The sequence below is a fragment of the Pedobacter indicus genome (genome assembly GCF_003449035.1).
GTDB lineage: Bacteria > Bacteroidota > Bacteroidia > Sphingobacteriales > Sphingobacteriaceae > Albibacterium > Albibacterium indicum.
Genome location: NZ_QRGB01000001.1, coordinates 146741 through 172042, shown reverse-complemented (window position 1 = coordinate 172042; position 25302 = coordinate 146741). Strand labels below are relative to the sequence as shown.

Here is a 25302-nt window from a genome sequence, read left to right as displayed (position 1 = left end):
TATGGCAACAGCAATTTTGCTTTTGCTACTATGGAACAGGAGTATTGTACACCGGGTAGTAAGTGTCACTGCAAACTTGGCCATTTTGATAGTGAGTATCGCTTTGATGGTTCGAACCTGGAATGAGGGAATATTGATTATGCAGGCCGGAAATTGGCCGGCTCCTTTTGGAATTACCTTTGTATCGGATATGTTCAGCAGTACAATGGTATTGCTTACATCCATTTCAGCCTTATGTATCAGTATATATTCTACGGTTGGAGTGAACCAGGCGAGGATGAAATATGGTTATTTTCCGATTTCTCATTTCTTATTCATGGGGTTAAATGGCGCCTTCTTGACAGGAGATGTTTTTAATCTGTATGTATGGTTCGAAGTTGTCATTATTTCATCCTTTGTGTTGATGACCCTGGGCGGTAAAAAGCCTCAAATGGAAAGTGCTATTAAGTATGTGGCAATTAATATGTTAGCGTCTGTTGTGTTTTTAACGGCGATAGCTATTTTATATGGATTAACCGGAAGTTTAAATATGGCGGATCTATCTTTAAAAATAGCCGAGATAGACAACCGACCTCTGATAAACGTCACGGGACTTCTGTTTTTTATAGGTTTCGGTATTAAATCGGCCGTATTTCCGTTATATTTTTGGTTACCATCCTCTTATCATACTCCTCCATCTTCGATCGCTGCAATTTTCGGTGGTTTACTAACAAAAATGGGAATTTACGCCCTGCTGCGTTTTTTTACCCTAATTATTGTGCCGACGGAGTTCACAACTAATTTATTGACCTACATTGCAGTTGCTACGCTTATTACGGGTGCGTTGGGGATGCTCGTGAAAACAGATTTTAGAAGAATGTTTTCCTATCTGATAATTTGTCATATTGGATATATGATTGCAGGCTTGGGAATGTTTTCTGAGTTGGCGTTAGCGGGGGCTTTGTTCTATCTTTTTCACGATATTATTGCAAAAACAAATCTGTTTTTAATGGGAGGATTGATTTATCGAATTAAAGGAACAACAAGTATGCCCAAGCTAGGAGGCATGTATTCAAACTATCCTAAGTTGTCATTTGTCATGGCTCTTATCCTTTTCTCTATTGTAGGAGTTCCGCCTTTATCGGGGTTTTGGCCTAAAATTAACTTGTTCCAGGAAGCATTTCAGGAATACAATTATTTGCTTGTAATATCGCTTATATTGGCGAGTTTTATAACGCTCTTTGTGATAGCAAAGATGTGGTCCGAAGTTTTCTGGAAACCGCAACCTGTACTTTTACCCGGAGAGCGGACAGCGATCAATCGATTTGATTCGATGAGGACATTTGATAAAACATTGTTGGTGCTACCGGTGATTTTATTGGCTGTCGTCAGTCTTTATATTGGTTTTGGTGCCGAATATGTAATGGTTGTGTCCAAGCGGATTGCGGGTGAGATGATGGATACGTCGGCTTATATTCAGGCTGTTTTGGGAAATGGGTATTTGAACGTTAATTAAGTATTATGTTAAAACAATTTTTAATTAACCTGCTGTTAACCTTTGTTTGGGTTGCCTTAACAGGTAATTACCTCTTAGGAAATTATCTGTTCGGCTTTTTTTTAGGCTATTTTATCTTAAGAACCACAACCTTAAGGGAAGGAGGGGTTAGTTATTTTAATCGAATTCCTAAAATTATAGGCTTTGCTCTTTTCTTCATCTACGAAATGTTGAAAGCAAACCTCCAGGTGGCTTTTGATGTTATTACGCCGCGCTTTTTCATGAAGCCGGGGATTGTGATGTTTCCGATGCGAGCGAAAACAGACTTTGAGATAACGATGTTGGCTAACTGTGTGTCGCTAACCCCAGGTACCTTGATAATAGCTGTTAGCGATGATAAAAGTGCTATTTTTATACATGTGATGTATTTGAAAGATAGAAATAAGTTTGTAGAGGATTTGAGAAACGGTCTGGAACGAAGACTATTGGAGGTGCTGAGATGACGTTATATAGTTATTTAATCTATATCATCATGCCTATTTTAAGCATATCATTGCTGCTGGTATGTTATCGATTTATTAAAGGGCCTCATACGTTTGATCGGGTCGTGGCGTTGGAGTTATTTATTTCGATAGGTATTGCTGTGATTACGGTCTTTAGTGTACTGAGTGATAATTCGACATTTTTGGATGTCGCGATGATTTTGGCTCTGATCGCATTCTTAGGTACGGTAGCGTATTCATATTATATAGAAAGGAGACGTAGGAATGACTGATTATTTGGTAATGTTCTTTAGCGGACTAGGGTCGATCTTTATTTTAATCGCTTCAATCGGCATCGTCAGAATGCCGGATTTTTTTCTGCGTCTATCTGTTACCGTGAAGGCAACCACACTCGGCGTAGGTTTTATATTGGTGAGTATCGTTGTTTTTTTTGGAGAATTGCCCGTTGCGACGAAAGCGTTGGCTATTATCCTCTTCTTGTTCTTGACGTCACCGGTGGGGGCACAATTGATCGGGAGGGTATCTTATTTTTCTGGTACGAAGCTGTGGAAGAGTTCAGTCTTGGATGAATTGAAAGAAAGATTTGACAAAGAAAAAAATATAATAGGAAGTGAAAATAGCCCCGATGACGACAAGTAACAACATTCGAATTTACATCAGTTTTGTCTGTTTGTTTCTAAGTTTTTGCACATTAGCCGATTCATATAAAAGATTATCTCATGATAAAAAAGATATAAATCTGACTACAGTTGAAGATTTATATCGGTTCATGAATTATCAACAATCACGGATTCCATTAGTCAGTGCCCATAGAGGAGGGCCGCAACCAGGTTTCCCTGAAAATGCTATTGAAACCTTTGAAAAGACCGCTAAACAACAGCCTGTGATTATTGAGTGTGACATAGCTATAACGAAAGATTCTGTTTTAGTTCTGATGCATGATGATCGGCTAGAAAGAACAAGTACTGGAGTAGGCTTTGTAAGAGATTATACTTATGATGAACTTGCAAAGTTGCGGTTGAAAGACCCAGATGGAGTAATCACAGAATTCAGGGTACCCACCTTGGCGGATGCATTGGCATGGGGCAAAAACAAAGTGATTTTTACCTTAGATGTTAAACGTGGTGTCCCTTATGAGTATGTGATTGAAGAGGTTAGAGGGCAGCGGGCGGAAACTTATTCGATATTAATCACTTATTCTGCAGATCAGGCGAGCAAAGTTCATAAGCTGGCACCGGATCTAATGATCTCAGCATCTATTCGTACGAAGGAAGACTTGCTAAGACTTAATGACCGAGGTGTGCCTGATAACCGTTTAGTAGCATTTGTCGGTACTAGTGAAGCAGATTCAGAAGTCTATAACACACTACACGAGCATGGGATTATGTGTATTTTGGGAACGATGGGTAACTTGGATAAACAAGCTGCCGTACGTGGGGATGTTTTATATTACGATTTGATAGATCAGGGAGCGGATATTTTATCGACAGATAGGCCAATTGAGGCGGGATTGCAGCTCAAAAAATACCGTGAAGACTATGGATTGGTCTCTGATTTTATTCAATAAAGTAATTTTTTGTTCATTTTCAATTTTAAATTCATTCCGCGATTATCGCAACTTTTGTGTATAATTGCGGTATATATTTTCATTATGAGATTCATCGTATCGACATCAGTTTTACTAAAGCAATTGTTATCTGTTAATGGCGCATCTAGTAGCAGTACGGTGTTGCCGATTCTTGAAAACTTTCTTTTTGAAATCAATGACAATGTTTTGACTATCTCGGCCACGGATTTACAAACGAGTATGGTGACGTTTATGCAGGTTGAATCAAAAGAGGAAGGAAAGATCGCTGTGCCTGCAAAGATTTTATTGGACACACTGAAGACACTACCCGATCAGCCAATTGCTTTTACAGTTGATCCGGCGACGTTTGCTATTGAAATAAGTGCAGGTGATGGTAAATACAAATTAAGTGGGGAGAATGCTGAGGATTTTCCGAAAATCCCCGTGGTGGATAACGGTTCTTCGGTGACAATTCCTGCATCCGTTCTAGCCGAGTCAATAAATAAGACAATCTTCGCTGTAAGTAATGATGAACTGCGTCCGGCGATGACAGGGGTGTACTGCCATCTAACACCACAAAATACAACTTTCGTGGGGACGGACGCTCATAAATTAGTGAGATATAGAAGAAAGGATATAAAATCAGAGACCGAAACCTCGATGATTCTGCCAAAAAAAGCGCTGAGTTTACTTAAGTCTTCTCTGCCTTCCGAAGATGTTGATGTTTCAGTTGAGTATAATTCGACAAGTGCGTTTTTTAAGTTTGGGAACATCCATTTGGTGTGTCGGTTAATCGATGAGCGCTATCCCGATTATGAGGCTGTAATTCCCACAGTTAATCCAAATAAACTATCCATCGATCGTCTGTTGTTATTAAACTCGTTACGAAGAGTAGTCATTTATGCTAACAAAACAACCCATCAGGTTCGGTTACGGATTGTTGGTAGCGAACTCCACATCTCTTCTGAGGATCTTGATTTTTCAAATGAGGCACATGAACGTTTAAGTTGTCAGTTTGAAGGTGAAGATATGGAAATAGGTTTCAATGCTAAGTTTCTTATTGAGATGTTGAATAATTTAGATAGCGAGGAAGTACAGCTGGAGATGAGCACGTCGAATCGTGCTGGACTTTTAACGCCCGTCATCTCGGATGAAGATGAGGATGTGTTGATGTTGGTTATGCCAGTAATGTTGAACGTTCAGTCTTAAAGTTGTTTTTTTAAAGAAGAGAAAGGTGGAATTAATTCAAGCATTACTAGATTTTATACTAAACATTGATGAGCATTTAGTAGAAATCGTAAATTCATATCAAACTTGGACTTATCTGATTCTCTTCCTCATTATTTTCGCTGAAACTGGGTTAGTGGTTACCCCGTTCTTGCCCGGCGATTCGCTTCTTTTCGCTGCTGGTGCGATTATAGCTAAGCCGGAAACTGATTTGAACATTTTTTTTATGTGCTTTCTTCTTATAGCAGCCGGTTTTCTGGGAGATTTGGTGAATTACCATGTCGGCCAGTATGTTGGACCTAAAGCTTTTAGCGGAAGAATAAAATTTCTAAAAAAAGAATATCTCGATAAAACACAAGCTTTCTACGATAAACACGGGGGAAAAACTATTATTTATGCTCGATTTATTCCGATCGTTCGTACCTTCGCGCCCTTTATTGCGGGGATAGGTACCATGAGCTATAAGAGGTTTGGGTCATACAATATTATCGGAGCTGTTTTGTGGGTAAGTAGTTTCCTTTTTCTGGGGTATTTTTTTGGTGGATTACCTATTATAAAAGACAATTTTACAATTGTGATTTTTGCTATAATTATTTTGTCGATTGTCCCTCCATTGCTTGAAGTTCTACGAAGCAAAAAAAAAGTTAAAAATTAAAAGAAAAAACAACATAAGTATTTGATACTTATTGTAATTTTTCTATCTTTGCCGTCCCTTAGGGAATTACTATGTCTTGAACGAAGCCCTACTGCTTCGATGGACGTTAACAGAAATTAAATAGAAATGTCAGGAATTATTGGAAAAAAAGTAGGAATGACCAGCATTTTCGATGAACAGGGTAAGAATATCCCTTGTACAGTAATCGAGGCTGGACCGTGCGTGGTGACGCAGATACGTACGGAAGAAAAAGATGGCTATGCTGCTGTTCAACTTGGCTTTGATGACAAGAAAGAAAAGAACACGCCTGCATCTTTAAAGGGGCACTTTGCAAAAGCAAACACAACGCCCAAGCGTAAATTAGTTGAATTTGAAATGTTTTCGGAAGAAAAGAATTTGGGGGACATTGTTACAGTGTCTGTATTCCAAGAAGGGGATTATGTTGATGTAGCAGGAACCTCTAAAGGGAAAGGTTTTCAGGGCGTTGTAAAACGTCATGGATTTGCCGGTTCTGCACAGACGCATGGACAGAAAAGCCGCTTGCGTGCGCCGGGTTCAGTAGGAGCTGCATCTTGGCCGTCTCGTGTATTTAAAGGTATACGTATGGCTGGTCGTATGGGTGGTGACCGGGTAAAGGTTCAGAATCTACGGGTATTAAAGGTTTATGAAGATAAGAACCTTTTGGTGGTTAGTGGTTCGATACCCGGAGCGAAAGGTTCTTATGTAATTGTAGATAAATAAGAAGATGGAAGTTAAAGTTTTAAACATATCAGGTAAAGAAACAGGTGCCAAGGTGCAACTTCCTGAAGCTGTGTTCGGCGTTGAACCTAACGATCACGCTATTTATTTAGATGTTAAGCAATACCTTGCAAATCAACGACAAGGAACACACAAGTCAAAACAACGTAATGAAATTGCAGGGTCTACCCGCAAGTTACATAAACAAAAAGGTACAGGGGGGGCTCGTGCTGGTAGCATTAAGTCACCATTATTTAATGGTGGTGGACGTATATTTGGTCCTCAACCGCGTGATTACAGTTTTAAGCTCAATAAGAAGCTGAAAATGGTAGCGCGTAAATCAGCCTTGAGTTATAAAGCAAAAGACAGTAATATTTTGGTGTTAGACGAAGTGAACTTCGATTCTATCAAAACCAAGAATTACGCGAAGCTCTTAGTTGATCTAAATGTAGCAAGCGAAAAGACATTAATGGTATTGCCTGCTATTAATAATAATGTTTATTTATCTAGTAGAAATCTGAAAAAGGTAAAAGTTGTTACTGCTGATCAATTGAATACTTATGATGTATTGAACGCAGGAAAATTACTACTCACCGCAGATTCTGTTAAAATTTTGGAGGAGGCATTAGCTAAGTAAGATGGAAATACTAAAGAAACCTATATTAACTGAGAAGGCTTCTATTTTGACTGAAAAGTTAAATCGTTACGCGTTCCAAGTAGATCATAGAGCGAATAAATTGCAAATTAAGCAAGCAGTTGAGAAAATGTTTGACGTTCATGTAAAGTCAGTGAACACGTCTGTTGTTACTGGGAAAGTTAAAATGCGTCAGACAAAAACTGGAATTTCTTCTGGTCGAGCTCCAAAATACAAGAAGGCCATCATAACGTTACATGATGGTGAAGTAATTGACTTTTACAGTACTATACAATAAGACATGGCAGTTAAAAGATTCAAACCGGTAACACCTGGTACGCGTTTTAGAATTGGCGCGGATTATTCTGAAATCACAACAAATGTACCTGAAAAATCATTGGTTGTGAAGATTAAGAAATCGGGAGGAAGAAATAATTCCGGTAAAATGACTATGCGTTACATCGGTGGGGGACATAAGAAATCATACCGATTGATAGATTTTAAGCGCGATAAAAAAGATATCCCCGCAAAAGTAGCTACACTTGAATATGACCCGAATCGTTCGGCTCGTATAGCTTTACTCCATTATGCTGATGGCGAGAAACGTTACATTATTGCTCCAGACGGTTTAACCGTGGGTGACACGATCGTTTCTGGTGATAATGTTGCTCCTGAGGTAGGGAATACATTGCCTCTGAAAAATATACCATTGGGTTCTATTATTCACAATATAGAATTGAACCCTGGTCAAGGTGGAACGATTGCAAGGAGTGCGGGTACTTATGCTCAGTTATCTGCTCGTGACGGTAAATATGCTATTATCAAATTGCCTTCCGGAGAAACAAGAATGATTTTAGCTACTTGTTTAGCTACTCTAGGTTCTGTATCTAACTCTGAGAAAGCCAACCAGGTATTGGGGAAAGCAGGTAGAAAACGTTGGCTAGGCCGTCGTCCGAGAGTACGTGGTGTTGCAATGAACCCCGTTGATCACCCAATGGGTGGTGGTGAAGGAAGAACCTCTGGAGGTCATCCTCGTTCAAGAAACGGTGTGTTAGCTAAAGGCTTTAAAACCCGTTATAAGAAGAAAGTATCGAATCGTTATATCATCGAGAGAAGGAAAAAATAATGGCACGTTCAATTAAAAAAGGTCCTTATATAGACCATAACTTAGAGAGAAAAGTTCTTTCTATGAATGAAGCTAACAAAAAGTCAGTTGTGAAAACATGGTCAAGAAGATCAATGATCTCTCCTGATTTTGTTGGCCATACCTTCGCGGTACATAATGGTAATAAATTTATTCCGGTTTACGTAACAGAAAATATGGTTGGTCATAAACTTGGAGAATTTGCGCCAACCAGAACATTTAGAGGACACTCTGAAAAGAAAAGATAAACTATGGAAGCAGTAGCAAAGTTAAATAATTGCCCGACTTCACCACGAAAAATGCGCTTAGTGGTTGATTTGATTCGTGGTGAGCGTGTCGAAAAGGCACTACATATTTTAAAATATACTAATAAAGAAGCTGCTCAACGTGTTGAGAAGCTTTTGTTGTCAGCAATTAAAAACTGGGAGCAGAAAAATGAGGGTCAACTCCCCGAAGAGAGTGAGTTGTATATCAAAACAATTTCTGTTGACGGTGGACGCCAATTGAAAAGACTCAGACCCGCACCTCAAGGTCGTGGATACAGAATTCGTAAGCGTTCGAATCATGTGACAGTCGTTGTAGACAGTAGTAAAAATTTAGTAGAAGAACAAACTAATTAAGGAGAAATGGGACAAAAAGCACATCCAATAGGTAATAGATTAGGTATCATCAAAGGTTGGGATTCTAACTGGTTCGGTGGCAACGACTACTCCGATAAATTAGTTGAAGATGAAAAGATTAGAAAATACCTTTCTGTTCGTATCGCTAAGGGAGGAGTTTCAAAGATTGTTATCGAGCGTACATTAAAAAGAATCACTGTTACAGTTCATACAGCACGACCTGGGATTGTGATCGGGAAAGGTGGTCAAGAGGTTGATAAAATCAAAGAAGAGCTGAAGAAGTTGACGAAGAAAGACGTCCAAATCAATATTTTCGAGATTAAGCGTCCAGAGTTAGATGCACAATTGGTCGCGGAAGGTGTTGCGAAGCAATTAGAAGCTCGTATTTCTTTCCGAAGAGCAATGAAGACGTCTATCGCTTCGACGATGAGGATGGGCGCCGAAGGTATCAAGATTATGTGTTCAGGACGTCTTGGGGGAGCTGAGATGGCTCGTACGGAGCAATATAAAGAAGGACGAATCCCATTACATACTTTTCGTGCTGACATTGATTATGCTTTAGCAGAAGCTCATACAACATACGGAAAGATTGGTGTTAAAGTATGGATTTGTAAAGGTGAAGTTTACGGGAAACGTGATTTGTCGCCAAATATTGGGCAGTCAGGTGGACCTAAAGGACGACATGAAGGTACAGGTGATAGAAGAAGAGGTGGAGGTGATAGAAGATCACATGGAAGAGGTGCAAAGGGAAGAAATTAAATTAAATAATATAGTTTCCGTTTAATTCGGAATAAAAAAATACGAACATGTTACAGCCAAAAAGAACGAAGTTCAGAAAAATGCAAAAAGGACGCATGAAAGGTAACGCCGGCCGAGGTGCTGAGTTAGCTTTTGGTTCTTTCGGCATTAAGTCTTTAGAGCCGGCTTGGATTACGAGTCGCCAGATAGAGGCAGCACGTATTGCAGTTACGCGTTTCATGAAACGTGAAGGTCAGGTTTGGATTCGGATATTTCCAGATAAACCAGTAACCAAAAAACCTGCTGAGGTACGGATGGGTAAAGGTAAGGGTGCGCCAGAGTATTGGGTGGCTGTGGTTAGACCAGGTCGGGTTCTGTTTGAAGCCGAAGGGGTTCCACTAGAAGTCGCCAAAGAAGCTTTACGCCTCGCCGCACAAAAACTACCGGTTCAAACAAAATTTGTTATTCGTAGAGATTACGTAGAGGCATAAAATATTAGTGGGAATCTTTGATGGTTCAGTTGCCGTTACCAATTGAACCGTATCTAATTAGAGACTTTTACTAAGGAAAATGAAAATAAAATGAAAAATTCAGAAATTTTAAATCTGACAACTGAGGAGATCATTGCTCAAATTGCAGAAGAACGATCTACTCTCAGTAAATTAAAATTCGCTCATGCTGTTTCGGCGATCGAAAATCCAAATCGAATTAAGTTCGCTAGAAAAACTATAGCACGGTTGGAAACTGAGCTAAGTAGCAGAAAAGTAGCTGAAGCTACTACTGAGGCAAATGAAATAGCCACTGAGAAATAATAATTTAGAAATCCAAATGGAAAGAAAATTAAGAAAAACACGAATTGGATTAGTAGTAAGCGATAAAATGGATAAATCTATCGTTGTAGCTGTTGTACGTAAAGTAAAACACCCAATGTATGGTAAATTCGTTAAAACTACTACGAAATTCAAGGCTCATGATGAGTCTAATACCTGCGGTATCGGCGACAAGGTATTAATTATGGAAACACGTCCTTTGAGTAAGACAAAGAACTGGAGATTAGTAGAAATTTTAGAAAAGGCTAAGTAACATGGTACAACAAGAATCAAGATTAAATGTTGCTGACAATAGCGGTGCTAAAGAAGTTTTGGTAATCCGCGTATTGGGAGGCACCGGTAAGCGCTACGCGTCCATTGGTGATAAAATTGTTGTGAGCGTGAAGAGTGCTATCCCTTCCGGTAATGTTAAAAAGGGAACGGTTTCCAAAGCTGTAGTTGTGAGAACGAAAAAGGAAATTCGACGGAAAGACGGTTCTTATATTCGTTTTGATGATAACGCGGCAGTATTGTTAAACAATCAAAATGAGCCCCGCGGAACTCGTATCTTTGGCCCAGTAGCTAGGGAGTTAAGAGAGAAGCAGTTCATGAAAATTATTTCACTAGCACCGGAGGTTTTATAAAATGGCAAATATTCAAACAAAACAACCAAAGTTGAAAATACGCAAAGGTGATTTAGTTCAAGTTATTGCTGGCAATTCAAAGGGAGTTCAGGGTAAGGTACTTGAAGTTGATGTTAAATCGAGCCGCGTTGTGGTGGAAGGCGCTAATATAGTTTCTAAGCATACTAAGCCAAACGCTACCAACCCTAATGGAGGAATTATTAAAAAGGAAGCATCAATACACATTTCTAATGTGGCTTATGTAGATCCTAAATCCGGAAAACCTACGCGAATCGGTCGTAAATTAAATAGTGATAATAAGCTAACCCGTATAGCAAAAAAATCAGGGGAGGAAATTAAATAATGAGCTACGTACCACGGTTAAAAAATAAATATAACGAAGAGATTCGTACTACACTTAAAGAAAAATTTCAATACAAAAGTGTAATGCAGGTGCCCAAATTGGAAAAGATTTCAATTAATCAGGGAGTGGGCGGAGCTACAACAGACAAAAAATTGATCGAGAACGCCATCAATGAGATAACAACAATTACAGGGCAGCAAGCAGTTGCTGCAAAATCAAAAAAGGACGTTTCTAACTTTAAGTTAAGAAAAGGTATGCCTGTAGGGGTGCGCGTTACATTGCGTGATACAAAGATGTATGAGTTTTTAGATCGACTAGTATCTGTTGCATTGCCACGTATTCGTGATTTTAGAGGTATTAGTGATAAAGGTTTTGATGGTCATGGAAATTATACTCTAGGTATTAGTGAGCAAATCATCTTTCCTGAAATCAATATAGATAAAATTAACAAAATTACTGGTATGGATATTACTTTTGTAACTTCGGCTGAAAACGATGTTGAGGCATTGGAGCTATTGAAGCAATTCGGACTACCATTTAAAAATCAAAATACAGATACAAATGGCTAAAGAAGGAATTAAAGCTAGAGGTGTTAAGCGAGCTAAATTGGTTGCTAAATATGCTGAAAAGCGTGCAACATTGAAAGCTGCCGGTGATTATGAGGCTTTAGATAAGCTTCCGAAAAACGCTTCTCCTGTTCGCTTACATAATCGTTGTAAATTGACTGGACGCCCTAAAGGGTATATGCGTCAATTTGGTATTTCACGTGTAGCTTTTCGTGAGATGGCTTTAGCAGGTAAGATCCCTGGAGTAAAGAAAGCCAGCTGGTAGTATTATAAAGAATAAATTATATTTTAACCGATAACAGGTCTAATATTAAATAGAAACCGTTATCATAGACTAAGAAGAATGAATACAGATCCAATTGCGGATTACCTTACTAGAGTAAGGAATGCCATGAAGGCCAACCACAGGGTTGTTGAAATTCCTGCATCAAATCTTAAGAAGGAGATTACTAAGGTGCTATTTGATAAAGGATATATTACGAACTATAAGTTCGAAGATCAAACAGCACAGGGAACGATCAAGATAGCTTTGAAGTATCACCCAATTACTAAAGTCCCTGCGATCCGTACCCTAACACGTGTAAGTAAACCTGGTTTAAGAAAATATGCAGGGGTAGATGATATTCCACGCGTTCTGAATGGTTTGGGTATAGCTATTTTGTCGACATCAAAAGGTGTAATGACAGATAAAGAAGCTCGAGTGCAGAATATTGGTGGTGAGGTTTTATGTTACGTATATTAATCAGGAGGAAACAAGATGTCAAGAATAGGTAAGTCACCAATAGCCATCCCAAGTGGAGTAACAATCACTGTATCGGATAAAAATCTTGTTACAGTTAAAGGGCCAAAAGGAGAATTGAGTCAACAAGTCGATTCCGCTATAACTGTTTCACAAGAAGAAGGAGAGTTATTGGTAAAAAGATCGACTGAGCAGAAGCAACATAAGTCACTCCATGGATTATATCGTTCTCTAATTGCTAATATGGTGATTGGAGTTACAGAAGGGTTTAAAACAACACAGGAATTAGTAGGGGTAGGTTATCGTGCTACAAATCAAGGTAATACGCTTGATTTGGTATTAGGTTATTCCCATCACATTGTGTTTGTATTGCCGAAGGAGGTGAAAGTTACGACTGTTACTGAGAAAGGTAAAAATCCAATAATCACCTTGGAGTCAATTGATAAACAGCTTATAGGGCAAGTAGCAGCTAAAATAAGAGAGCTCCGAGCTCCAGAACCTTATAAGGGTAAAGGTATTAAGTTTGTTGGTGAAGAATTAAGAAGAAAAGCAGGAAAATCTGCAGCTAAAAAATAATCATCATGGCAGGAAAAAAACTATCTCGCAGAGAGCGAATCAAAAGAGGGATTAGAAAGCGCTTATCTGGCTCGACAGAGCGTCCTCGTCTGTCCGTGTTTAGAAGTAATAAAGGAATCTACGCACAAGTTATCGATGATAGCAGTGGTAGAACTATTGTTTCAGCATCCTCTTTATCTAAAGATTTCGACGGAACAGGCAATAAAGTAGAACAATCAAAAGTTGTCGGTAAAGTTATCGCAGAGAAGGCATTAGCGGCGGGAATTAACAACGTCGTTTTTGACCGGAACGGATACTTGTATCACGGTAGAGTTAAGTCTTTAGCAGACGGTGCTCGTGAGGGTGGCTTGAAATTTTAAAATTAAAGAGATGTCAACAAATAATATTAAAAGAGTTAAATCAAGCGATATTGAGTTAAAAGATCGTTTAGTAAGTATTCAACGTGTCGCCAAAGTAACTAAAGGTGGACGAACATTCAGTTTCTCTGCTATTGTTATTGTCGGTGACGAGAACGGTGTTGTTGGTTACGGTTTGGGAAAAGCTAAAGAAGTCACTGAAGCAATTGCAAAAGGTATCGATGATGCAAAGAAGAATTTGATTAGAGTTCCCATTATTCGGGGTACAGTACCACATAGTCAAAAAGGTAAATATTCAGGTGGGCGAGTTTTGATTAAGCCAGCTGTTAATGGTACAGGTGTACTCGCTGGAGGTGCAATGCGTGCCGTTTTGGAAAGTGCGGGAATTACAGATGTATTAGCTAAGTCGACTGGGTCTTCAAACCCTCATAACGTTGTTAAAGCTACGATTGATGCATTGGTTAAGATGCGGGATGCATATACCGTGGCTCAGCAACGCGGCGTCGAATTGAGTAAGGTATTTAACGGATAACACCATGGCGAAAATTAAAATTACACAGATTAAAAGCGTGATCGATAGAAGCGAGCGTCAGAAAAGAACCATGCAGGCGTTAGGTTTGAAAAGAATTAATCAGTCTGTTGAAGTTGAGGCGACACCATCGATTGTTGGGATGATAAGGAAGGTAAATCATCTTGTTGCGCTAGAGAGTTTATAGTATTATAGAGTAGTTCTATAATTTATGTTAATCTTATGCCTGTAAAGTGAAAGCGAAGGCATAATAATTGAAGTTATTACAATGAATTTAAGTAACTTGAAACCTGCAGCAGGTTCAACAAAGACAAAGAAACGAGTAGGACGAGGTACAGGATCCGGTCGTGGAGGGACGTCTACCCGTGGACACAAAGGTGCCCAATCTCGTTCTGGCTATAGTGTGAAAATCGGGTTTGAAGGTGGACAAATGCCATTACAACGCCGAGTGCCGAAATTTGGCTTTAAGAATATCAACCGAGTTGAGTATACTGCAGTCAATCTAGATATAATTCAGGCATTAGCTGAGAAATTCAATTTAGTTACGATTGATTTCGACGTTTTGAGAGAACATGGTCTGGTTTCTAAAAATGATTTAGTGAAGGTATTAGGTCGAGGAAGTGTTTCGTCAAAATTAGAAGTTAAAGCACACGCCTTTTCTGCTTCTGCTCAAAAAGCAATCGAATCAGCGGGAGGGTCAGCCGTTAAATTATAATAAATGAAGAAGCTGATTTCAACGTTAACAAATATTTGGAAAATTGAAGACTTAAGAACGCGTATTTTAAATACGCTTCTTTTTCTTTTGATTTATCGTATTGGGTCGCATATCGTATTGCCGGGCGTCAATCCGGCTGCGCTTGATCAAGAAGCGAAAGAGGGGCTGTTGGGTCTGTTGAATATGTTCGCAGGAGGATCTTTTTCTCGATCTGCTATTTTCGCGTTAGGTGTAATGCCGTACATTTCGGCTTCAATTGTTGTGCAGTTGTTGGGTATAGCTGTTCCTTACTTTCAGAAATTACAAAAGGAAGGCGAGAGCGGTACGAAGAAGATGACCCAAATTACGCGGTATCTGACACTTGTAATTACGCTTCTACAGTCAGTTGCTTATATAAGGTCGCAAATCAGTCCAGATGCAATTATGATGTCTGAGCCTCTATTCACGATTCTGTCTACGATTATCTTGACGTCGGGGACGATGTTTGTGATGTGGTTAGGAGAGAAGATTACGGATAAAGGTATTGGTAATGGTATTTCGCTGATTATTATGGTCGGTATTATTGCACAATTGCCGGGCGGATTAATTCAAGAGTGGGCGTCTAGAATGGGTGGAAACGGAGGGCCGATTCCTTTTATAGTTGAGATGGTCGCTTTATTTGCAGTTGTAGTATTCACGATTTTGATCGTTCAAGGTGTACGCAAAATTCCTGTCCAATATGCTAAGAGGATTGTTGGAAATAAGCAATATGGTGGTGTGAGGCAGTACATTCCATTAAAAGTTAATACTTCAGGGGTTATGCCGATTATCTTTGCACAAGCAATTATGTTCGTACCCATGACTCTACCACAGTTTTTTCCTGATATGCAGTCCTCACTTATTACCTCTTTAAGTGATTACACTTCTGTTGCCTATAATATTACCTTTGCGATTTTAATAATTGCGTTTACATTTTTCTATACAGCAATTATGGTTAACCCCCAACAGATGGCAGAAGATATGAAGAAAAACGGAGGCTTTATTCCTGGTGTAAAACCTGGTTTAGCGACGACTGGCTTTATTGATGGCGTTTTGTCGAAAATTACATTACCTGGGTCAATATTCTTAGCAATAATTGCGATCTTTCCTGCAATAGCATCGAAGTTAGGAGTTAACAGTCAGTTTGCACATTTTTATGGTGGGACCTCATTGTTGATCTTGGTCGGAGTTGTACTTGATACATTGCAGCAGATAGAAAGTCATTTATTGATGCGCCACTATGATGGTTTAATGAAAACGGGTAGAGTTAAAGGTCGTACCTCAATGTCAACAACTAGTACCGCAAACTCTCCGATTTAATTATGTCGAAGGTTATCTTAAAATCTAAGGAGCAGATAGAATTAATTCGTAAGAGTTGTGATTTGTTATCGAAGACATTAGGAGAGCTTGCGAAAAATATACAGCCAGGGATACGTACAATTAAACTTGATGATATAGCGAGGGAATTTATTTATGATCATGGAGCTAAGCCCGCTTTTCTGAATTATAACGGGTTTCCTTATTCCTTATGTATTTCGGTTAACGATCAAGTGGTTCACGGGTTTCCCGGTGAGTATGTTTTAAAGGAAGGTGATATTATTTCCGTAGACGGGGGGGTCGTATTAGAGGGGTATGTTAGTGATTCTGCTTATACCTTTGGCGTTGGTGAGATAAGTGAAGAAGTTGAATCTTTATTGAGAATTACAAAAGAGTCACTTTATATCGGGATAGATCAGGCAGTAGTAGGTAAACGTGTAGGAGATATATCATACAGTATCCAGAATCATATAGAAAAGTATGGTTATGGTATTGTAAAAGAGCTAGTAGGTCATGGAGTTGGAGTAAATCTCCATGAGAAACCAGAGATTCCCAATTATGGAAGAAGGGGAAATGGTATTAAATTAGTGGAGGGCATGGTTGTAGCGATAGAACCAATGGTTAATTTGAGGAAAGCTGGTGTTAAGTTTTGGGATGATGGCTGGACAGTAAGTACAATCGACGGCATGCCCTCCGCCCATTTCGAGCATACGGTAGCGATCTCCAAAGGAAGACCTGAAATTCTGACTACTTTTTCATATATCGAAGATATTTTGAGTAAAAAACATTGATAATATATTAATTTATTTGTATTTTTGCAACCCTGTTAGTATCGGGTGTTATATAGATAATAATTTAGATAATGATGTATGGCCAAACAAGCCTCAATTGAACAAGATGGAATAATTAGGGAAGCACTGTCTAATGCTATGTTCCGAGTTGAATTAGAGAATGGGCATGAGATAATTGCTCATATTTCTGGCAAAATGAGAATGCATTATATTAAAATTCTGCCGGGGGATCGTGTAAAATTAGAAATGTCTCCATATGATTTAACCAAAGGTAGAATTACGTATAGATACAAATAATAGAAATAAATACAGGCAATCTAGTAAATAGATTTAATAAAACACTTTAAGATGAAAGTTAGAGCGTCCATAAAAAAACGTAGTGTCGATTGTAAGATTATTCGTCGCAATGGCAAATTGTATGTAATCAATAAAAAGAATCCCAAGTTTAAACAAAGACAGGGATAGTAATATTAATTTAGTATATGGCAAGGATAGCAGGTATAGATTTACCCAAAAACAAAAGAGGAGAAATCGGTCTTACTTACATTTACGGTATCGGCCGTTCAACAGCGCAGCGCATCTTGAGCGAAGCAGGTATTAGTTATGATGTAAAGGTTCAAGAATGGACTGACGATCAGTTAGCGACGATACGTACGCTTATTAATGACGAAATAAAGGTTGAAGGTGCTTTGCGCTCTGAGGTTCAGCTGAATATTAAAAGATTGATGGATATAGGGTGTTATCGTGGTCTTCGTCACCGAAAGGGGCTGCCTGTTCGTGGTCAACGTACTAAAAACAACTCTCGTACGCGTAAAGGAAGACGTAAGACTGTTGCTAATAAGAAAAAAGCTACTAAATAATAATTGACAAGATATAATAATGGCTAAAAACAAAAAGGTAACAAAGAAACGTCTTGTTGTGGTTGAACCCGTGGGTCAAGCTCATATAAGTGCGACGTTTAATAACATTATTGTCACTTTAACAAATAATCAAGGACAGCCGATCTCTTGGTCATCATCAGGCAAGATGGGTTTTAGAGGTTCCAAAAAGAATACACCGTATGCAGCTGGTCAGGCTGCTGCTGACTGTGCAAAGGTTGCATATGATTTGGGTTTGAGAAAGGTTGATGTATTTGTTAAAGGACCTGGTTCAGGACGCGAATCTGCTATTCGAACTTTACAGACAGCTGGCATTGAGGTAACATCAATTCGTGATATTACTCCTCTACCGCATAACGGATGTCGTCCTCCAAAAAGAAGAAGAGTTTAATTAATTTTTATTTTAAAGCTAAGATTCCTCTGCTATAGGTGGAGAGATACTTTAAAGAACAAGAACATGGCTAGATATACCGGACCTAAGTCCAAAATTGCCCGTAGATTCAGAGAACCAATATTTGGTCCTGATAAAGTATTAGATAGAAAGAATTACCCGCCAGGTCAACATGGAAATGGACGACGTCGTGGTAAACAGTCTGAGTACGCTATTCAGTTGATGGAAAAGCAAAAGGCTAAATATACTTATGGTATATTAGAGCGGCAGTTTGCGAATCTTTTTTCAAAAGCCTCAGCTAAAGAAGGTATTACTGGTGAAGAGCTTTTTAAATTATTAGAAGCACGGTTAGATAATACAGTTTATCGTCTTGGTATTGCACCTACAAGGGCAGCCGCAAGGCAATTGGTAGGGCATAAACACATTGCCGTTAACGGAGAAATTGTTAATATACCTTCTTTTAGCCTTAGACCTGGTGATATTGTATCGGTACGAGAACGTTCAAAATCTCTTGAGGCTATTACAAACTCGGTCGCAGGTAAGCAGATTAATAAATTTTCTTGGTTAGAGTGGGATGGACAAGAATTACAAGGTAAATTCTTAAACTACCCAAATCGTGATGAGATTCCCGAAAATATTAAGGAAAACTTAATCGTTGAGTTATACTCTAAGTAATGTAACTAAAGATCATAATGAAAACTTGTGATCTTTGGGTTAATATATAAATTCAATAATATTAAATTGAGATAAATGGCAATTTTAGCATTTCAGAAACCGGACAAAGTTATTATGCAAAAAGCGACTGATTTTGATGGTCAGTTTGAATTTCGTCCGTTAGAACCGGGTTTTGGTGTCACCATTGGTAATGCTTTGCGTCGTATTTTACTCTCTTCTCTAGAGGGTTATGCAATTACTTCTACTCGATTTTCAGGCGTTTCTCATGAATTCTCGACTATAAAAGGTGTCGTAGAAGATGTTACTGAGATTATTCTTAATTTGAAGCAAGTACGTTTTAAGAAAACAGGAGAAATTGGTGATACTGAGAAAATATTCATTGTTATAAATGGCCAAGATCAGTTTAAAGCAGGAGAGATCACTAAATTTTCTTCTAACTTCACAGTTCTTAACCCAGATTTGGTTATTTGTAATTTAGATAGCAATATTCCGTTAGAGATTGAAATCACCGTAAGCAAAGGTAGAGGATATGTCAGTGCGGAGGAAAACAAAGTAGCAGACTCGGCTTTGGGGGTCATTGCTATCGATTCAATTTTCACGCCAATTATAAATGTAAAGTATACTATAGAGAACTTTCGGGTTGAGCAAAAAACGGATTATGAGAAACTTCTGTTAGATATTTCGACGGACGGGTCTATTCATCCGGAAGATGCTTTGAAAGAGGCAGCTAAAATATTAATTCATCATTTCATGCTGTTCTCGGATGAAAATATTCTTTTGGAATCTCAAACTAAAGAAGAAACTAAAGAAGTTGATGAAGAAATCTTGCATATGCGCAAGGTCCTTAAAACCGAGCTTGTTGATCTTGACTTGTCTGTGCGTGCTTTAAATTGTCTAAAAGCTGCAGACATTCGTACATTAGCGGAGTTGATTTCCTATGATGTTGCCGATATGTTAAAATTCCGAAACTTTGGTAAGAAATCATTGACTGAGATACAAGAGCTTGTGAAATCAAAAGGTTTATCATTCGGGATGAATCTTAGTAAGTATAAATTAGATGAAGAATAATAAGGTCGACGATTAAATAAATTGAAGACCTGTTGCATAATTCCCTCCACAATGGAGACGGTATGCACAAAAACTTAAACAAATGAGACACGGAAAAAAAATTAATCACTTAGGTCGTACTGACAGCCATCGTAAAGCAATGCTATCTAATATGGCTACATCGCTTGTTAGGCATAAGCGAATTACTACTACATTAGCGAAAGCAAAAGCTCTACGTACTTTTGTCGAACCGTTGATTACGAAATCAAAAACAGACTCAACTCATTCTCGCCGAACAGTTTTTTCTTATTTGAAAGATAAGGAAGCTGTAACCATTCTCTTTCGTGAAATTTCTGAAAAGGTTGCGAATCGTCCCGGTGGATATACTCGGATCATTAAGCTAGCGAATCGTATCGGCGATAATGCGGAAATGGCAATTATCGAGTTGGTTGATTATAACGAAGTTTACAATACGACAGATTCTGGTAAGACTGAGAGGAAGTCGACGAGACGTCGTGGCAGTGGTAGAAAAAAGAGTACGACTGCTAATGAGAAGTCGGGAGATGACAAAGAAGTAGTAGTTAAGTCAGAGACTGAAAGTGTATCTGATGATTTGACTAAGATCGAGGGAGTTGGTCCGAAGATCGCCGAGGTTTTTGTAAAAGCTGGGGTCTCTACATTCAAAGACCTGTCAGGTAAAACTTCTGAACAATTGAAAGAGATCTTAACTGAAGCCGGAGATCAGTTTAATACTGCTACTCCTGATACTTGGCCAGAGCAGGCGAAACTTGCTAGCGAAGGAAAGTTTGAAGAGCTTGAGAAGCTTCAAGACGATTTAAAAGGCGGTCGGGAAGAGGCTTAAATTACTTCATATGATATTATAAAGAGGCTGGACTACTTAACGTAGGCAGCCTCTTTTTTTGTTCCGTGTTATTGTAAGACCGAATGTATAATTTAAATATTTTCAGGGTGTCATTTTGTCACTTCCGATACCTAAAATTAATTGGATAGTTTCCTTGGTATAAGGTTTGATGAGTCATAACAAGTAATATCTAATTAAACTCAAAAAATTAAAAATATGTCAAAAATTATTGGAATCGACTTAGGAACGACTAATTCCTGTGTCGCTGTAATGGAGGGTAATGAACCAGTTGTAATCTCTAACAACGAGGGAAAACGTACTACGCCTTCTATTGTGGCATTTGTTGAAAATGGAGAAAGAAAGGTTGGGGATCCAGCTAAACGTCAAGCTATAACAAATCCGACAAAGACTATATCTTCAATAAAAAGGTTCATAGGTGAAACATTTGAGGAGGTTTCCCAAGAGGCCTCACGTGTACCATATGAAGTAGTAAAAGGAGATAACAACACACCACGAGTAGTAATAGACGATAGAAAATATACTCCGCAAGAAATTTCTGCGATGATTTTGCAGAAAATGAAAAAAACCGCAGAAGATTTCTTAGGTCAAGAGGTGTCAGAGGCCGTAATTACTGTGCCTGCTTATTTTAATGATTCGCAACGACAGGCCACTAAAGAGGCAGGCGAGATAGCTGGGTTGACAGTTAAAAGAATTATTAATGAGCCGACCGCTGCAGCATTAGCCTATGGGTTAGATAAGGCGGATCGCGATATGAAAATTGCTGTTTTTGATTGTGGGGGTGGTACACACGACGTTTCAATTCTTGAGCTAGGTGATGGAGTCTTCGAGGTGAAATCAACGGATGGAGATGTGCATTTAGGTGGTGACGATTTTGACCAGGTGATAATCGATTGGTTAGTTCAGGAATTCAAAAGTGAAAATAGTGGATTTGACTTGTCAAAGGATGCAATGGCTCTTCAACGTCTAAAAGAAGCCGCTGAGAAAGCTAAAGTGGAGCTTTCTAGTACGTCTACTACAGAAATCAATTTGCCGTATATTACCGCTGACCAGACCGGGCCAAAACATTTAGTCAGAAGCTTGACCCGTGCGAAGTTTGAACAATTAGCGGACAGTTTAATCAAGCGTACAATTGATCCGTGCCGTTCGGCTTTAAAGAATGCAGGTTTGGATAAATCAGAAATCGATGAGATTATTTTAGTTGGAGGATCGACCCGTATCCCTGCGATTCAAGAAGCGGTTAAAGACTTTTTTGGGAAAGAGCCTTCTAAGGGAGTAAATCCGGATGAGGTTGTTGCTCTCGGTGCCGCGATTCAAGGAGGAGTTTTGACGGGGGAAGTGAAGGATGTGTTATTACTCGATGTGACGCCACTTTCATTAGGTATTGAAACAATGGGTGGGGTAATGACCAAGTTAATTGAAGCTAATACCACTATTCCAAGTAAGAAGTCGGAGACCTTCTCAACTGCATCAGATAATCAACCATCGGTAGAGATTCATATTTTGCAGGGAGAGCGACCAATGGCCAGCCAAAACCGCACCATCGGACGTTTCCATTTAGACGGGATACCGCCTGCTCCGCGTGGCGTACCACAAATTGAAGTAACGTTTGATATCGATGCGAATGGTATATTGAATGTTTCTGCTAAAGATAAAGCCACTGGCAAAGAGCAGAAGATCCGAATCGAAGCATCTTCAGGATTAAGTGATGAAGAAATTAAGAAGATGAAGGAAGAAGCGGAGGCCAATGCAGATCAAGACCGTAAAGCAAAGGAAGAAGCCGATAAGGTGAATGCAGCTGATGCGCTTATTTTCTCTACTGAGAAGCAGTTGAAAGAGTATGGCGAAAAAATTCCAGATGATAAAAAAGCTACGATCGAAGAGGGTCTTACCAAACTGAAAGAGGCACATTCAGCGCGTGATTTTGCAGCTATGGAGTCAGCTCAAGAGACTTTGCAAAACGCATGGAACGCAGCTGCTGGTGATATGTACAACCAAGGACAGGGACCAGATGCTGCAGAAGGACAAGCTTCGGCAGCCGGTGATCAACAGTCAGCAGATGATGTCACTGACGTGGATTTTGAAGAAGTAAAAGATGAAGACGATAAAAAATAGTCCTACTGATTAAAGTAGAGATTAGTCAAACAATAAAAAAAGCTCCGAAAGTTATCAACTTTCGGAGCTTTTTTTATTGCGGATACTATTTTTTCCACAGACCGCTTTTTGAAATAATTTATGACCACAATCGATCAGGATATGTACCATTTTTGATCAACTCCGATATGTTTTTCTGAACTATCGGTTTATCCTCTTTATAAGTCACACCGAACCATTTCTCTGCAGTTGGTATAATTTTGAATGTTGCCCTACCGTTTTGTATTAAGTGATCAGCAACCAATGGAATAAAGAATTCTGATTTCGGATTGGTGTGGTTATTCTCAACAAAATCTTTGAATAGCTCAATAGATATGTCAAATACGGCAGGAGTGAATCCCCAAAAATTCATGGACACCCGAGCGTCAGACGGTAGAATCGTTTCTTCCCCATCTTCTTCGAATACGATCTTTCTCTCACCATCTATTTCCTTAAAATATACCTTTGTACGTTCGATAATCTCAGTCATGTTACCGTTTTCGTCCACTTTGCAGACCCCTCTCGACACCGACCCATGCTCAGATAATGTTTTGTCAATTTGGAATCCCATTAAAGCAAATTTGCTATCTGTCGCTTCATTGATTAAGAAGTCTGCCATTTTTTTGAACGAGTCATAGCCGTAAAAATCGTCTGCATTGATAACGCAAAACGGTTCGTTGATCGTGTCTTTAGCAGATAAAACAGCATGTGCAGTTCCCCATGGTTTTGCACGTTCTACCTCGCGGTCTATGCCATATTTTGTAAGATCAAAATCCTGAAAAACATATTCAGTCTCGATTTTTCCTTTCAGCTTTGGGTCGTAAATAGATTTGAAGTTATCTTCAAATTCTTTTTTTATAATAAATGTTACTTTGCCGAATCCTGCACGTATGGCATCGTAAATAGAGTAGTCAATGATTGTTTCCCCATTGGGCCCAAACGCGTCTATTTGTTTCATACTACCATAACGACTTGCCATTCCGGCGGCCAAGATTAAAAGAGTTGGTTTTTTCATTTTAAAATAATTATTGATTTCGTGTGTTTAGTTTATCGTTTCTTCCTGCCTTTCAAAAAGCTCATCAGACCCGTTAATATGATTTTTCCTGCTCCAGCAGCCAAGGTCCGTATCAATGTTTTTTTTGCAGCTTCTGCTGGTGTTTGTCGGTTGCTGCTGCGCTTTTTACTTGAATTCTTAACCTCAGCACTGGCTGCTTCATTTTCCAGTTCTTTTCTTCTTTCTTCGATTACCTCCGCGGCACTGTAACTGTCAATTGCAGTGCGATATTTTGGATATAGATCAGAAGATGAAATGATTTTCTCACAGGCGGTAGTGCCTAGCGGACCCATAACCGCCCTTGGTGGAATAAGGTGTGTAGCAACAACTTCGGTTGGTATTCCTTTGTCATTCAGTACGGTAATTAGAGCCTGACCCGTTCCCAACTTCGTTAACACCTGATCGATCTCATAAAAGTCAGATTTAGGATAAGTTTTGACCGTTTTCCTTAAGTTTTCCGCGTCGTTTGGAGTAAATGCCCGTAGCGCATGCTGAACCCTGTTTCCTAGCTGACCCAAAACACTTTCAGGAACATCTGTAGGCGCTTGTGTGCAGAAGAAGACCCCCACTCCCTTTGATCTGATAAGTCTGATAATTTGGTCTACCCGAGACAAGAACACTTTTGATGCATCTTTAAAAAGGAGATGTGCTTCGTCAAAAAAGAAAATCAGCTTTGGCTTATCAGGGTCGCCTACCTCCGGTAAATTTTTAAAGAGCTGATTAAGCAAACTCAACAAGAACGTAGAAAAAAGAATAGGTTGGTTCTGCACATCAGAAATGTTCAGTAGACTGATGACACCCTTTCCGTCAATCTTCTGGAAAAGATCATTGATTTCAAAAGCTGGTTCGCCAAAGATTTCGGAAAGCCCCTGTTGTTCAATAGAAACGATCTTTCTCAATATCGTTCCCGATGTGCTGCTACTGATTTTGCCGTAGTCATTTTCGATCTCCTTTGCTCCAGGACCTTGTGACAGAAAGTTTAATAAAGCCTTTAAATCATCAAAATTAATCAGGCCGATTTGGTGATCGTCTGCATATTTAAAAATAGCAGTCAATACACCAGTTTGCGTCTCACTCAGGGCCAGGACCCGTGCTAGCATGACCGGGCCAAAATCGCTTATTTTTATTCGAAGCGGAATCCCCTTTTTACCAGTCAATGAAAATAATTCGACCGGAAAACCTTGGGGAACAAAAGGTCGTTCAAGGATTTCCCCACGCTCAACTAAAGCCGGGTTGCTTTCTCCGGCTTCAGCCAGACCCGACAGATCCCCTTTTACATCAAGCATAAAAACAGGTACACCTGCATCTGACAGCTGCTCTGCGATCAGCTGCAACGTGCGCGTTTTCCCAGTACCTGTTGCTCCCGCAATCAAGCCATGCCTGTTCATCATTTTCAGTGCCAGATTGACCTGCGCCGGTGCAATGATCTGCTCATCCAGAATACCCGAACCCAAATAGATGAACTCACCTTTTGGGTTATAAGATTCTTTGATCTTTTCTATAAATTGAGTTTTGTTTTCCATGAGCTACATCATTTCATG

General features: G+C 39.2%; 39 protein-coding genes. 37 read left to right on the top strand and 2 right to left on the bottom strand.

The window, feature by feature from the left end; genetic code table 11:
* The first annotated feature begins 1 nt into the window (after position 1).
* From D3P12_RS00920 to dnaK, 37 genes are all read left to right on the top strand, one after another.
* Positions 2 to 1495, top strand: a complete 1494-nt coding sequence (locus tag D3P12_RS00920) for a proton-conducting transporter transmembrane domain-containing protein (RefSeq protein WP_245977360.1) — start codon at positions 2 to 4, stop codon at positions 1493 to 1495.
* Positions 1496 to 1500: 5 nt separating this feature from the next.
* Positions 1501 to 1977, top strand: coding sequence for a Na+/H+ antiporter subunit E (locus D3P12_RS00915; protein ID WP_118193226.1), 477 nt, complete (start codon positions 1501 to 1503; stop codon positions 1975 to 1977).
* Positions 1978 to 2006: 29 nt separating this feature from the next.
* Positions 2007 to 2249, top strand: a complete 243-nt coding sequence (locus D3P12_RS00910) for a monovalent cation/H+ antiporter complex subunit F (RefSeq protein ID WP_245977359.1) — start codon at positions 2007 to 2009, stop codon at positions 2247 to 2249.
* Complete coding sequence (mnhG, locus tag D3P12_RS00905; protein ID WP_118193224.1) at positions 2242 to 2616, top strand: monovalent cation/H(+) antiporter subunit G; 375 nt, start codon at positions 2242 to 2244, stop codon at positions 2614 to 2616. The genes D3P12_RS00910 and mnhG overlap by 8 nt, the downstream gene beginning before the upstream one ends.
* A 130-nt stretch (positions 2617 to 2746) precedes the next feature.
* On the top strand, positions 2747 to 3544 hold the full coding sequence (locus tag D3P12_RS00900) for a glycerophosphodiester phosphodiesterase family protein (RefSeq protein ID WP_245977358.1): 798 nt from the start codon (positions 2747 to 2749) through the stop codon (positions 3542 to 3544).
* Positions 3545 to 3628: 84 nt separating this feature from the next.
* Entirely contained in the window at positions 3629 to 4753 is a 1125-nt protein-coding gene (gene dnaN / locus D3P12_RS00895; RefSeq protein ID WP_118193222.1) for a DNA polymerase III subunit beta, read from the top strand.
* 25 nt (positions 4754 to 4778) lie between these two features.
* On the top strand, positions 4779 to 5426 hold the full coding sequence (locus tag D3P12_RS00890; RefSeq protein ID WP_118193221.1) for a DedA family protein: 648 nt from the start codon (positions 4779 to 4781) through the stop codon (positions 5424 to 5426).
* Positions 5427 to 5552: 126 nt separating this feature from the next.
* On the top strand, positions 5553 to 6167 hold the full coding sequence (rplC, locus tag D3P12_RS00885; RefSeq protein WP_118193220.1) for a 50S ribosomal protein L3: 615 nt from the start codon (positions 5553 to 5555) through the stop codon (positions 6165 to 6167).
* Between the two features lie 4 nt (positions 6168 to 6171).
* Positions 6172 to 6801, top strand: a complete 630-nt coding sequence (gene rplD, locus D3P12_RS00880) for a 50S ribosomal protein L4 (RefSeq protein ID WP_118193219.1) — start codon at positions 6172 to 6174, stop codon at positions 6799 to 6801.
* Position 6802: 1 nt separating this feature from the next.
* Positions 6803 to 7096, top strand: coding sequence for a 50S ribosomal protein L23 (rplW, locus tag D3P12_RS00875; protein ID WP_118193218.1), 294 nt, complete (start codon positions 6803 to 6805; stop codon positions 7094 to 7096).
* 3 nt (positions 7097 to 7099) lie between these two features.
* Positions 7100 to 7924, top strand: coding sequence for a 50S ribosomal protein L2 (rplB, locus tag D3P12_RS00870; protein ID WP_118193217.1), 825 nt, complete (start codon positions 7100 to 7102; stop codon positions 7922 to 7924).
* Complete coding sequence (gene rpsS, locus D3P12_RS00865; RefSeq protein WP_118193216.1) at positions 7924 to 8190, top strand: 30S ribosomal protein S19; 267 nt, start codon at positions 7924 to 7926, stop codon at positions 8188 to 8190. Before rplB ends, rpsS begins: the two co-directional genes overlap by 1 nt.
* A 3-nt stretch (positions 8191 to 8193) precedes the next feature.
* Complete coding sequence (gene rplV, locus D3P12_RS00860) at positions 8194 to 8562, top strand: 50S ribosomal protein L22 (RefSeq protein ID WP_118193215.1); 369 nt, start codon at positions 8194 to 8196, stop codon at positions 8560 to 8562.
* 6 nt (positions 8563 to 8568) lie between these two features.
* Positions 8569 to 9321 carry a 30S ribosomal protein S3 gene (gene rpsC, locus D3P12_RS00855; RefSeq protein ID WP_118193214.1) on the top strand — a complete coding sequence of 251 codons (753 nt, stop codon included), beginning with the start codon at positions 8569 to 8571 and terminating at the stop codon, positions 9319 to 9321.
* Positions 9322 to 9368: 47 nt separating this feature from the next.
* The gene (gene rplP / locus D3P12_RS00850) at positions 9369 to 9791 is read left to right on the top strand and encodes a 50S ribosomal protein L16 (protein WP_118193213.1); all 423 of its coding nucleotides are present in this window, start codon (positions 9369 to 9371) and stop codon (positions 9789 to 9791) included.
* 90 nt (positions 9792 to 9881) lie between these two features.
* The gene (gene rpmC / locus D3P12_RS00845) at positions 9882 to 10112 is read left to right on the top strand and encodes a 50S ribosomal protein L29 (protein ID WP_118193212.1); all 231 of its coding nucleotides are present in this window, start codon (positions 9882 to 9884) and stop codon (positions 10110 to 10112) included.
* A 16-nt stretch (positions 10113 to 10128) separates the two neighbouring features.
* Complete coding sequence (rpsQ, locus tag D3P12_RS00840; protein WP_118193211.1) at positions 10129 to 10383, top strand: 30S ribosomal protein S17; 255 nt, start codon at positions 10129 to 10131, stop codon at positions 10381 to 10383.
* Position 10384: 1 nt separating this feature from the next.
* Positions 10385 to 10753, top strand: coding sequence for a 50S ribosomal protein L14 (gene rplN, locus D3P12_RS00835; RefSeq protein ID WP_118193210.1), 369 nt, complete (start codon positions 10385 to 10387; stop codon positions 10751 to 10753).
* 1 nt (position 10754) lies between these two features.
* Positions 10755 to 11096, top strand: a complete 342-nt coding sequence (gene rplX / locus D3P12_RS00830) for a 50S ribosomal protein L24 (RefSeq protein ID WP_118193209.1) — start codon at positions 10755 to 10757, stop codon at positions 11094 to 11096.
* Positions 11096 to 11665, top strand: coding sequence for a 50S ribosomal protein L5 (rplE, locus tag D3P12_RS00825; RefSeq protein WP_118193208.1), 570 nt, complete (start codon positions 11096 to 11098; stop codon positions 11663 to 11665). Before rplX ends, rplE begins: the two co-directional genes overlap by 1 nt.
* Entirely contained in the window at positions 11658 to 11927 is a 270-nt protein-coding gene (gene rpsN, locus D3P12_RS00820) for a 30S ribosomal protein S14 (RefSeq protein WP_118193207.1), read from the top strand. The genes rplE and rpsN overlap by 8 nt, the downstream gene beginning before the upstream one ends.
* 78 nt (positions 11928 to 12005) lie before the next feature.
* Positions 12006 to 12404 (top strand): 30S ribosomal protein S8, encoded by a 399-nt coding sequence (rpsH, locus tag D3P12_RS00815; RefSeq protein ID WP_118193206.1) that lies wholly within the window; start codon positions 12006 to 12008, stop codon positions 12402 to 12404.
* A gap of 15 nt (positions 12405 to 12419) precedes the next feature.
* The gene (gene rplF, locus D3P12_RS00810; protein ID WP_118193205.1) at positions 12420 to 12977 is read left to right on the top strand and encodes a 50S ribosomal protein L6; all 558 of its coding nucleotides are present in this window, start codon (positions 12420 to 12422) and stop codon (positions 12975 to 12977) included.
* 5 nt (positions 12978 to 12982) lie between these two features.
* Positions 12983 to 13336, top strand: a complete 354-nt coding sequence (gene rplR, locus D3P12_RS00805) for a 50S ribosomal protein L18 (RefSeq protein ID WP_118193204.1) — start codon at positions 12983 to 12985, stop codon at positions 13334 to 13336.
* A gap of 10 nt (positions 13337 to 13346) precedes the next feature.
* Positions 13347 to 13865, top strand: a complete 519-nt coding sequence (gene rpsE, locus D3P12_RS00800) for a 30S ribosomal protein S5 (protein ID WP_118193203.1) — start codon at positions 13347 to 13349, stop codon at positions 13863 to 13865.
* Positions 13866 to 13869: 4 nt separating this feature from the next.
* Positions 13870 to 14049, top strand: coding sequence for a 50S ribosomal protein L30 (rpmD, locus tag D3P12_RS00795; RefSeq protein WP_118193202.1), 180 nt, complete (start codon positions 13870 to 13872; stop codon positions 14047 to 14049).
* Between the two features lie 81 nt (positions 14050 to 14130).
* On the top strand, positions 14131 to 14577 hold the full coding sequence (rplO, locus tag D3P12_RS00790) for a 50S ribosomal protein L15 (RefSeq protein WP_118193201.1): 447 nt from the start codon (positions 14131 to 14133) through the stop codon (positions 14575 to 14577).
* Positions 14578 to 14580: 3 nt separating this feature from the next.
* Entirely contained in the window at positions 14581 to 15915 is a 1335-nt protein-coding gene (gene secY, locus D3P12_RS00785) for a preprotein translocase subunit SecY (protein WP_118193200.1), read from the top strand.
* 2 nt (positions 15916 to 15917) lie between these two features.
* Positions 15918 to 16703 (top strand): type I methionyl aminopeptidase, encoded by a 786-nt coding sequence (map, locus tag D3P12_RS00780; RefSeq protein ID WP_118193199.1) that lies wholly within the window; start codon positions 15918 to 15920, stop codon positions 16701 to 16703.
* Between the two features lie 78 nt (positions 16704 to 16781).
* The gene (gene infA, locus D3P12_RS00775; protein ID WP_118193198.1) at positions 16782 to 17000 is read left to right on the top strand and encodes a translation initiation factor IF-1; all 219 of its coding nucleotides are present in this window, start codon (positions 16782 to 16784) and stop codon (positions 16998 to 17000) included.
* Positions 17001 to 17051: 51 nt separating this feature from the next.
* Complete coding sequence (gene rpmJ, locus D3P12_RS00770; protein ID WP_082855993.1) at positions 17052 to 17168, top strand: 50S ribosomal protein L36; 117 nt, start codon at positions 17052 to 17054, stop codon at positions 17166 to 17168.
* A gap of 17 nt (positions 17169 to 17185) precedes the next feature.
* Complete coding sequence (gene rpsM, locus D3P12_RS00765; protein WP_118193197.1) at positions 17186 to 17563, top strand: 30S ribosomal protein S13; 378 nt, start codon at positions 17186 to 17188, stop codon at positions 17561 to 17563.
* Between the two features lie 19 nt (positions 17564 to 17582).
* A complete protein-coding gene (gene rpsK / locus D3P12_RS00760; RefSeq protein WP_118193196.1) occupies positions 17583 to 17972 on the top strand; it encodes a 30S ribosomal protein S11 in 390 nt (129 codons plus the stop codon).
* Positions 17973 to 18038: 66 nt separating this feature from the next.
* Positions 18039 to 18647, top strand: a complete 609-nt coding sequence (gene rpsD, locus D3P12_RS00755) for a 30S ribosomal protein S4 (protein WP_118193195.1) — start codon at positions 18039 to 18041, stop codon at positions 18645 to 18647.
* Positions 18648 to 18722: 75 nt separating this feature from the next.
* On the top strand, positions 18723 to 19715 hold the full coding sequence (locus D3P12_RS00750) for a DNA-directed RNA polymerase subunit alpha (RefSeq protein WP_118193194.1): 993 nt from the start codon (positions 18723 to 18725) through the stop codon (positions 19713 to 19715).
* 82 nt (positions 19716 to 19797) lie between these two features.
* Complete coding sequence (gene rplQ, locus D3P12_RS15705) at positions 19798 to 20556, top strand: 50S ribosomal protein L17 (protein WP_118193193.1); 759 nt, start codon at positions 19798 to 19800, stop codon at positions 20554 to 20556.
* Between the two features lie 216 nt (positions 20557 to 20772).
* Positions 20773 to 22689: a molecular chaperone DnaK gene (gene dnaK / locus D3P12_RS00740; RefSeq protein ID WP_118193192.1), complete on the top strand. Its 1917-nt coding sequence runs from the start codon at positions 20773 to 20775 to the stop codon at positions 22687 to 22689.
* 118 nt (positions 22690 to 22807) lie between these two features.
* Here dnaK and D3P12_RS00735 read toward each other — a convergent pair whose 3' ends face one another.
* Both D3P12_RS00735 and D3P12_RS00730 read right to left on the bottom strand, forming a co-directional pair.
* Positions 22808 to 23722 (bottom strand): nucleotidyltransferase family protein, encoded by a 915-nt coding sequence (locus D3P12_RS00735; protein WP_118193191.1) that lies wholly within the window; start codon positions 23720 to 23722, stop codon positions 22808 to 22810.
* 32 nt (positions 23723 to 23754) lie between these two features.
* A complete protein-coding gene (locus D3P12_RS00730; RefSeq protein ID WP_118193190.1) occupies positions 23755 to 25284 on the bottom strand; it encodes a helicase HerA-like domain-containing protein in 1530 nt (509 codons plus the stop codon).
* Between the last annotated feature and the right edge of the window lie 18 nt (positions 25285 to 25302).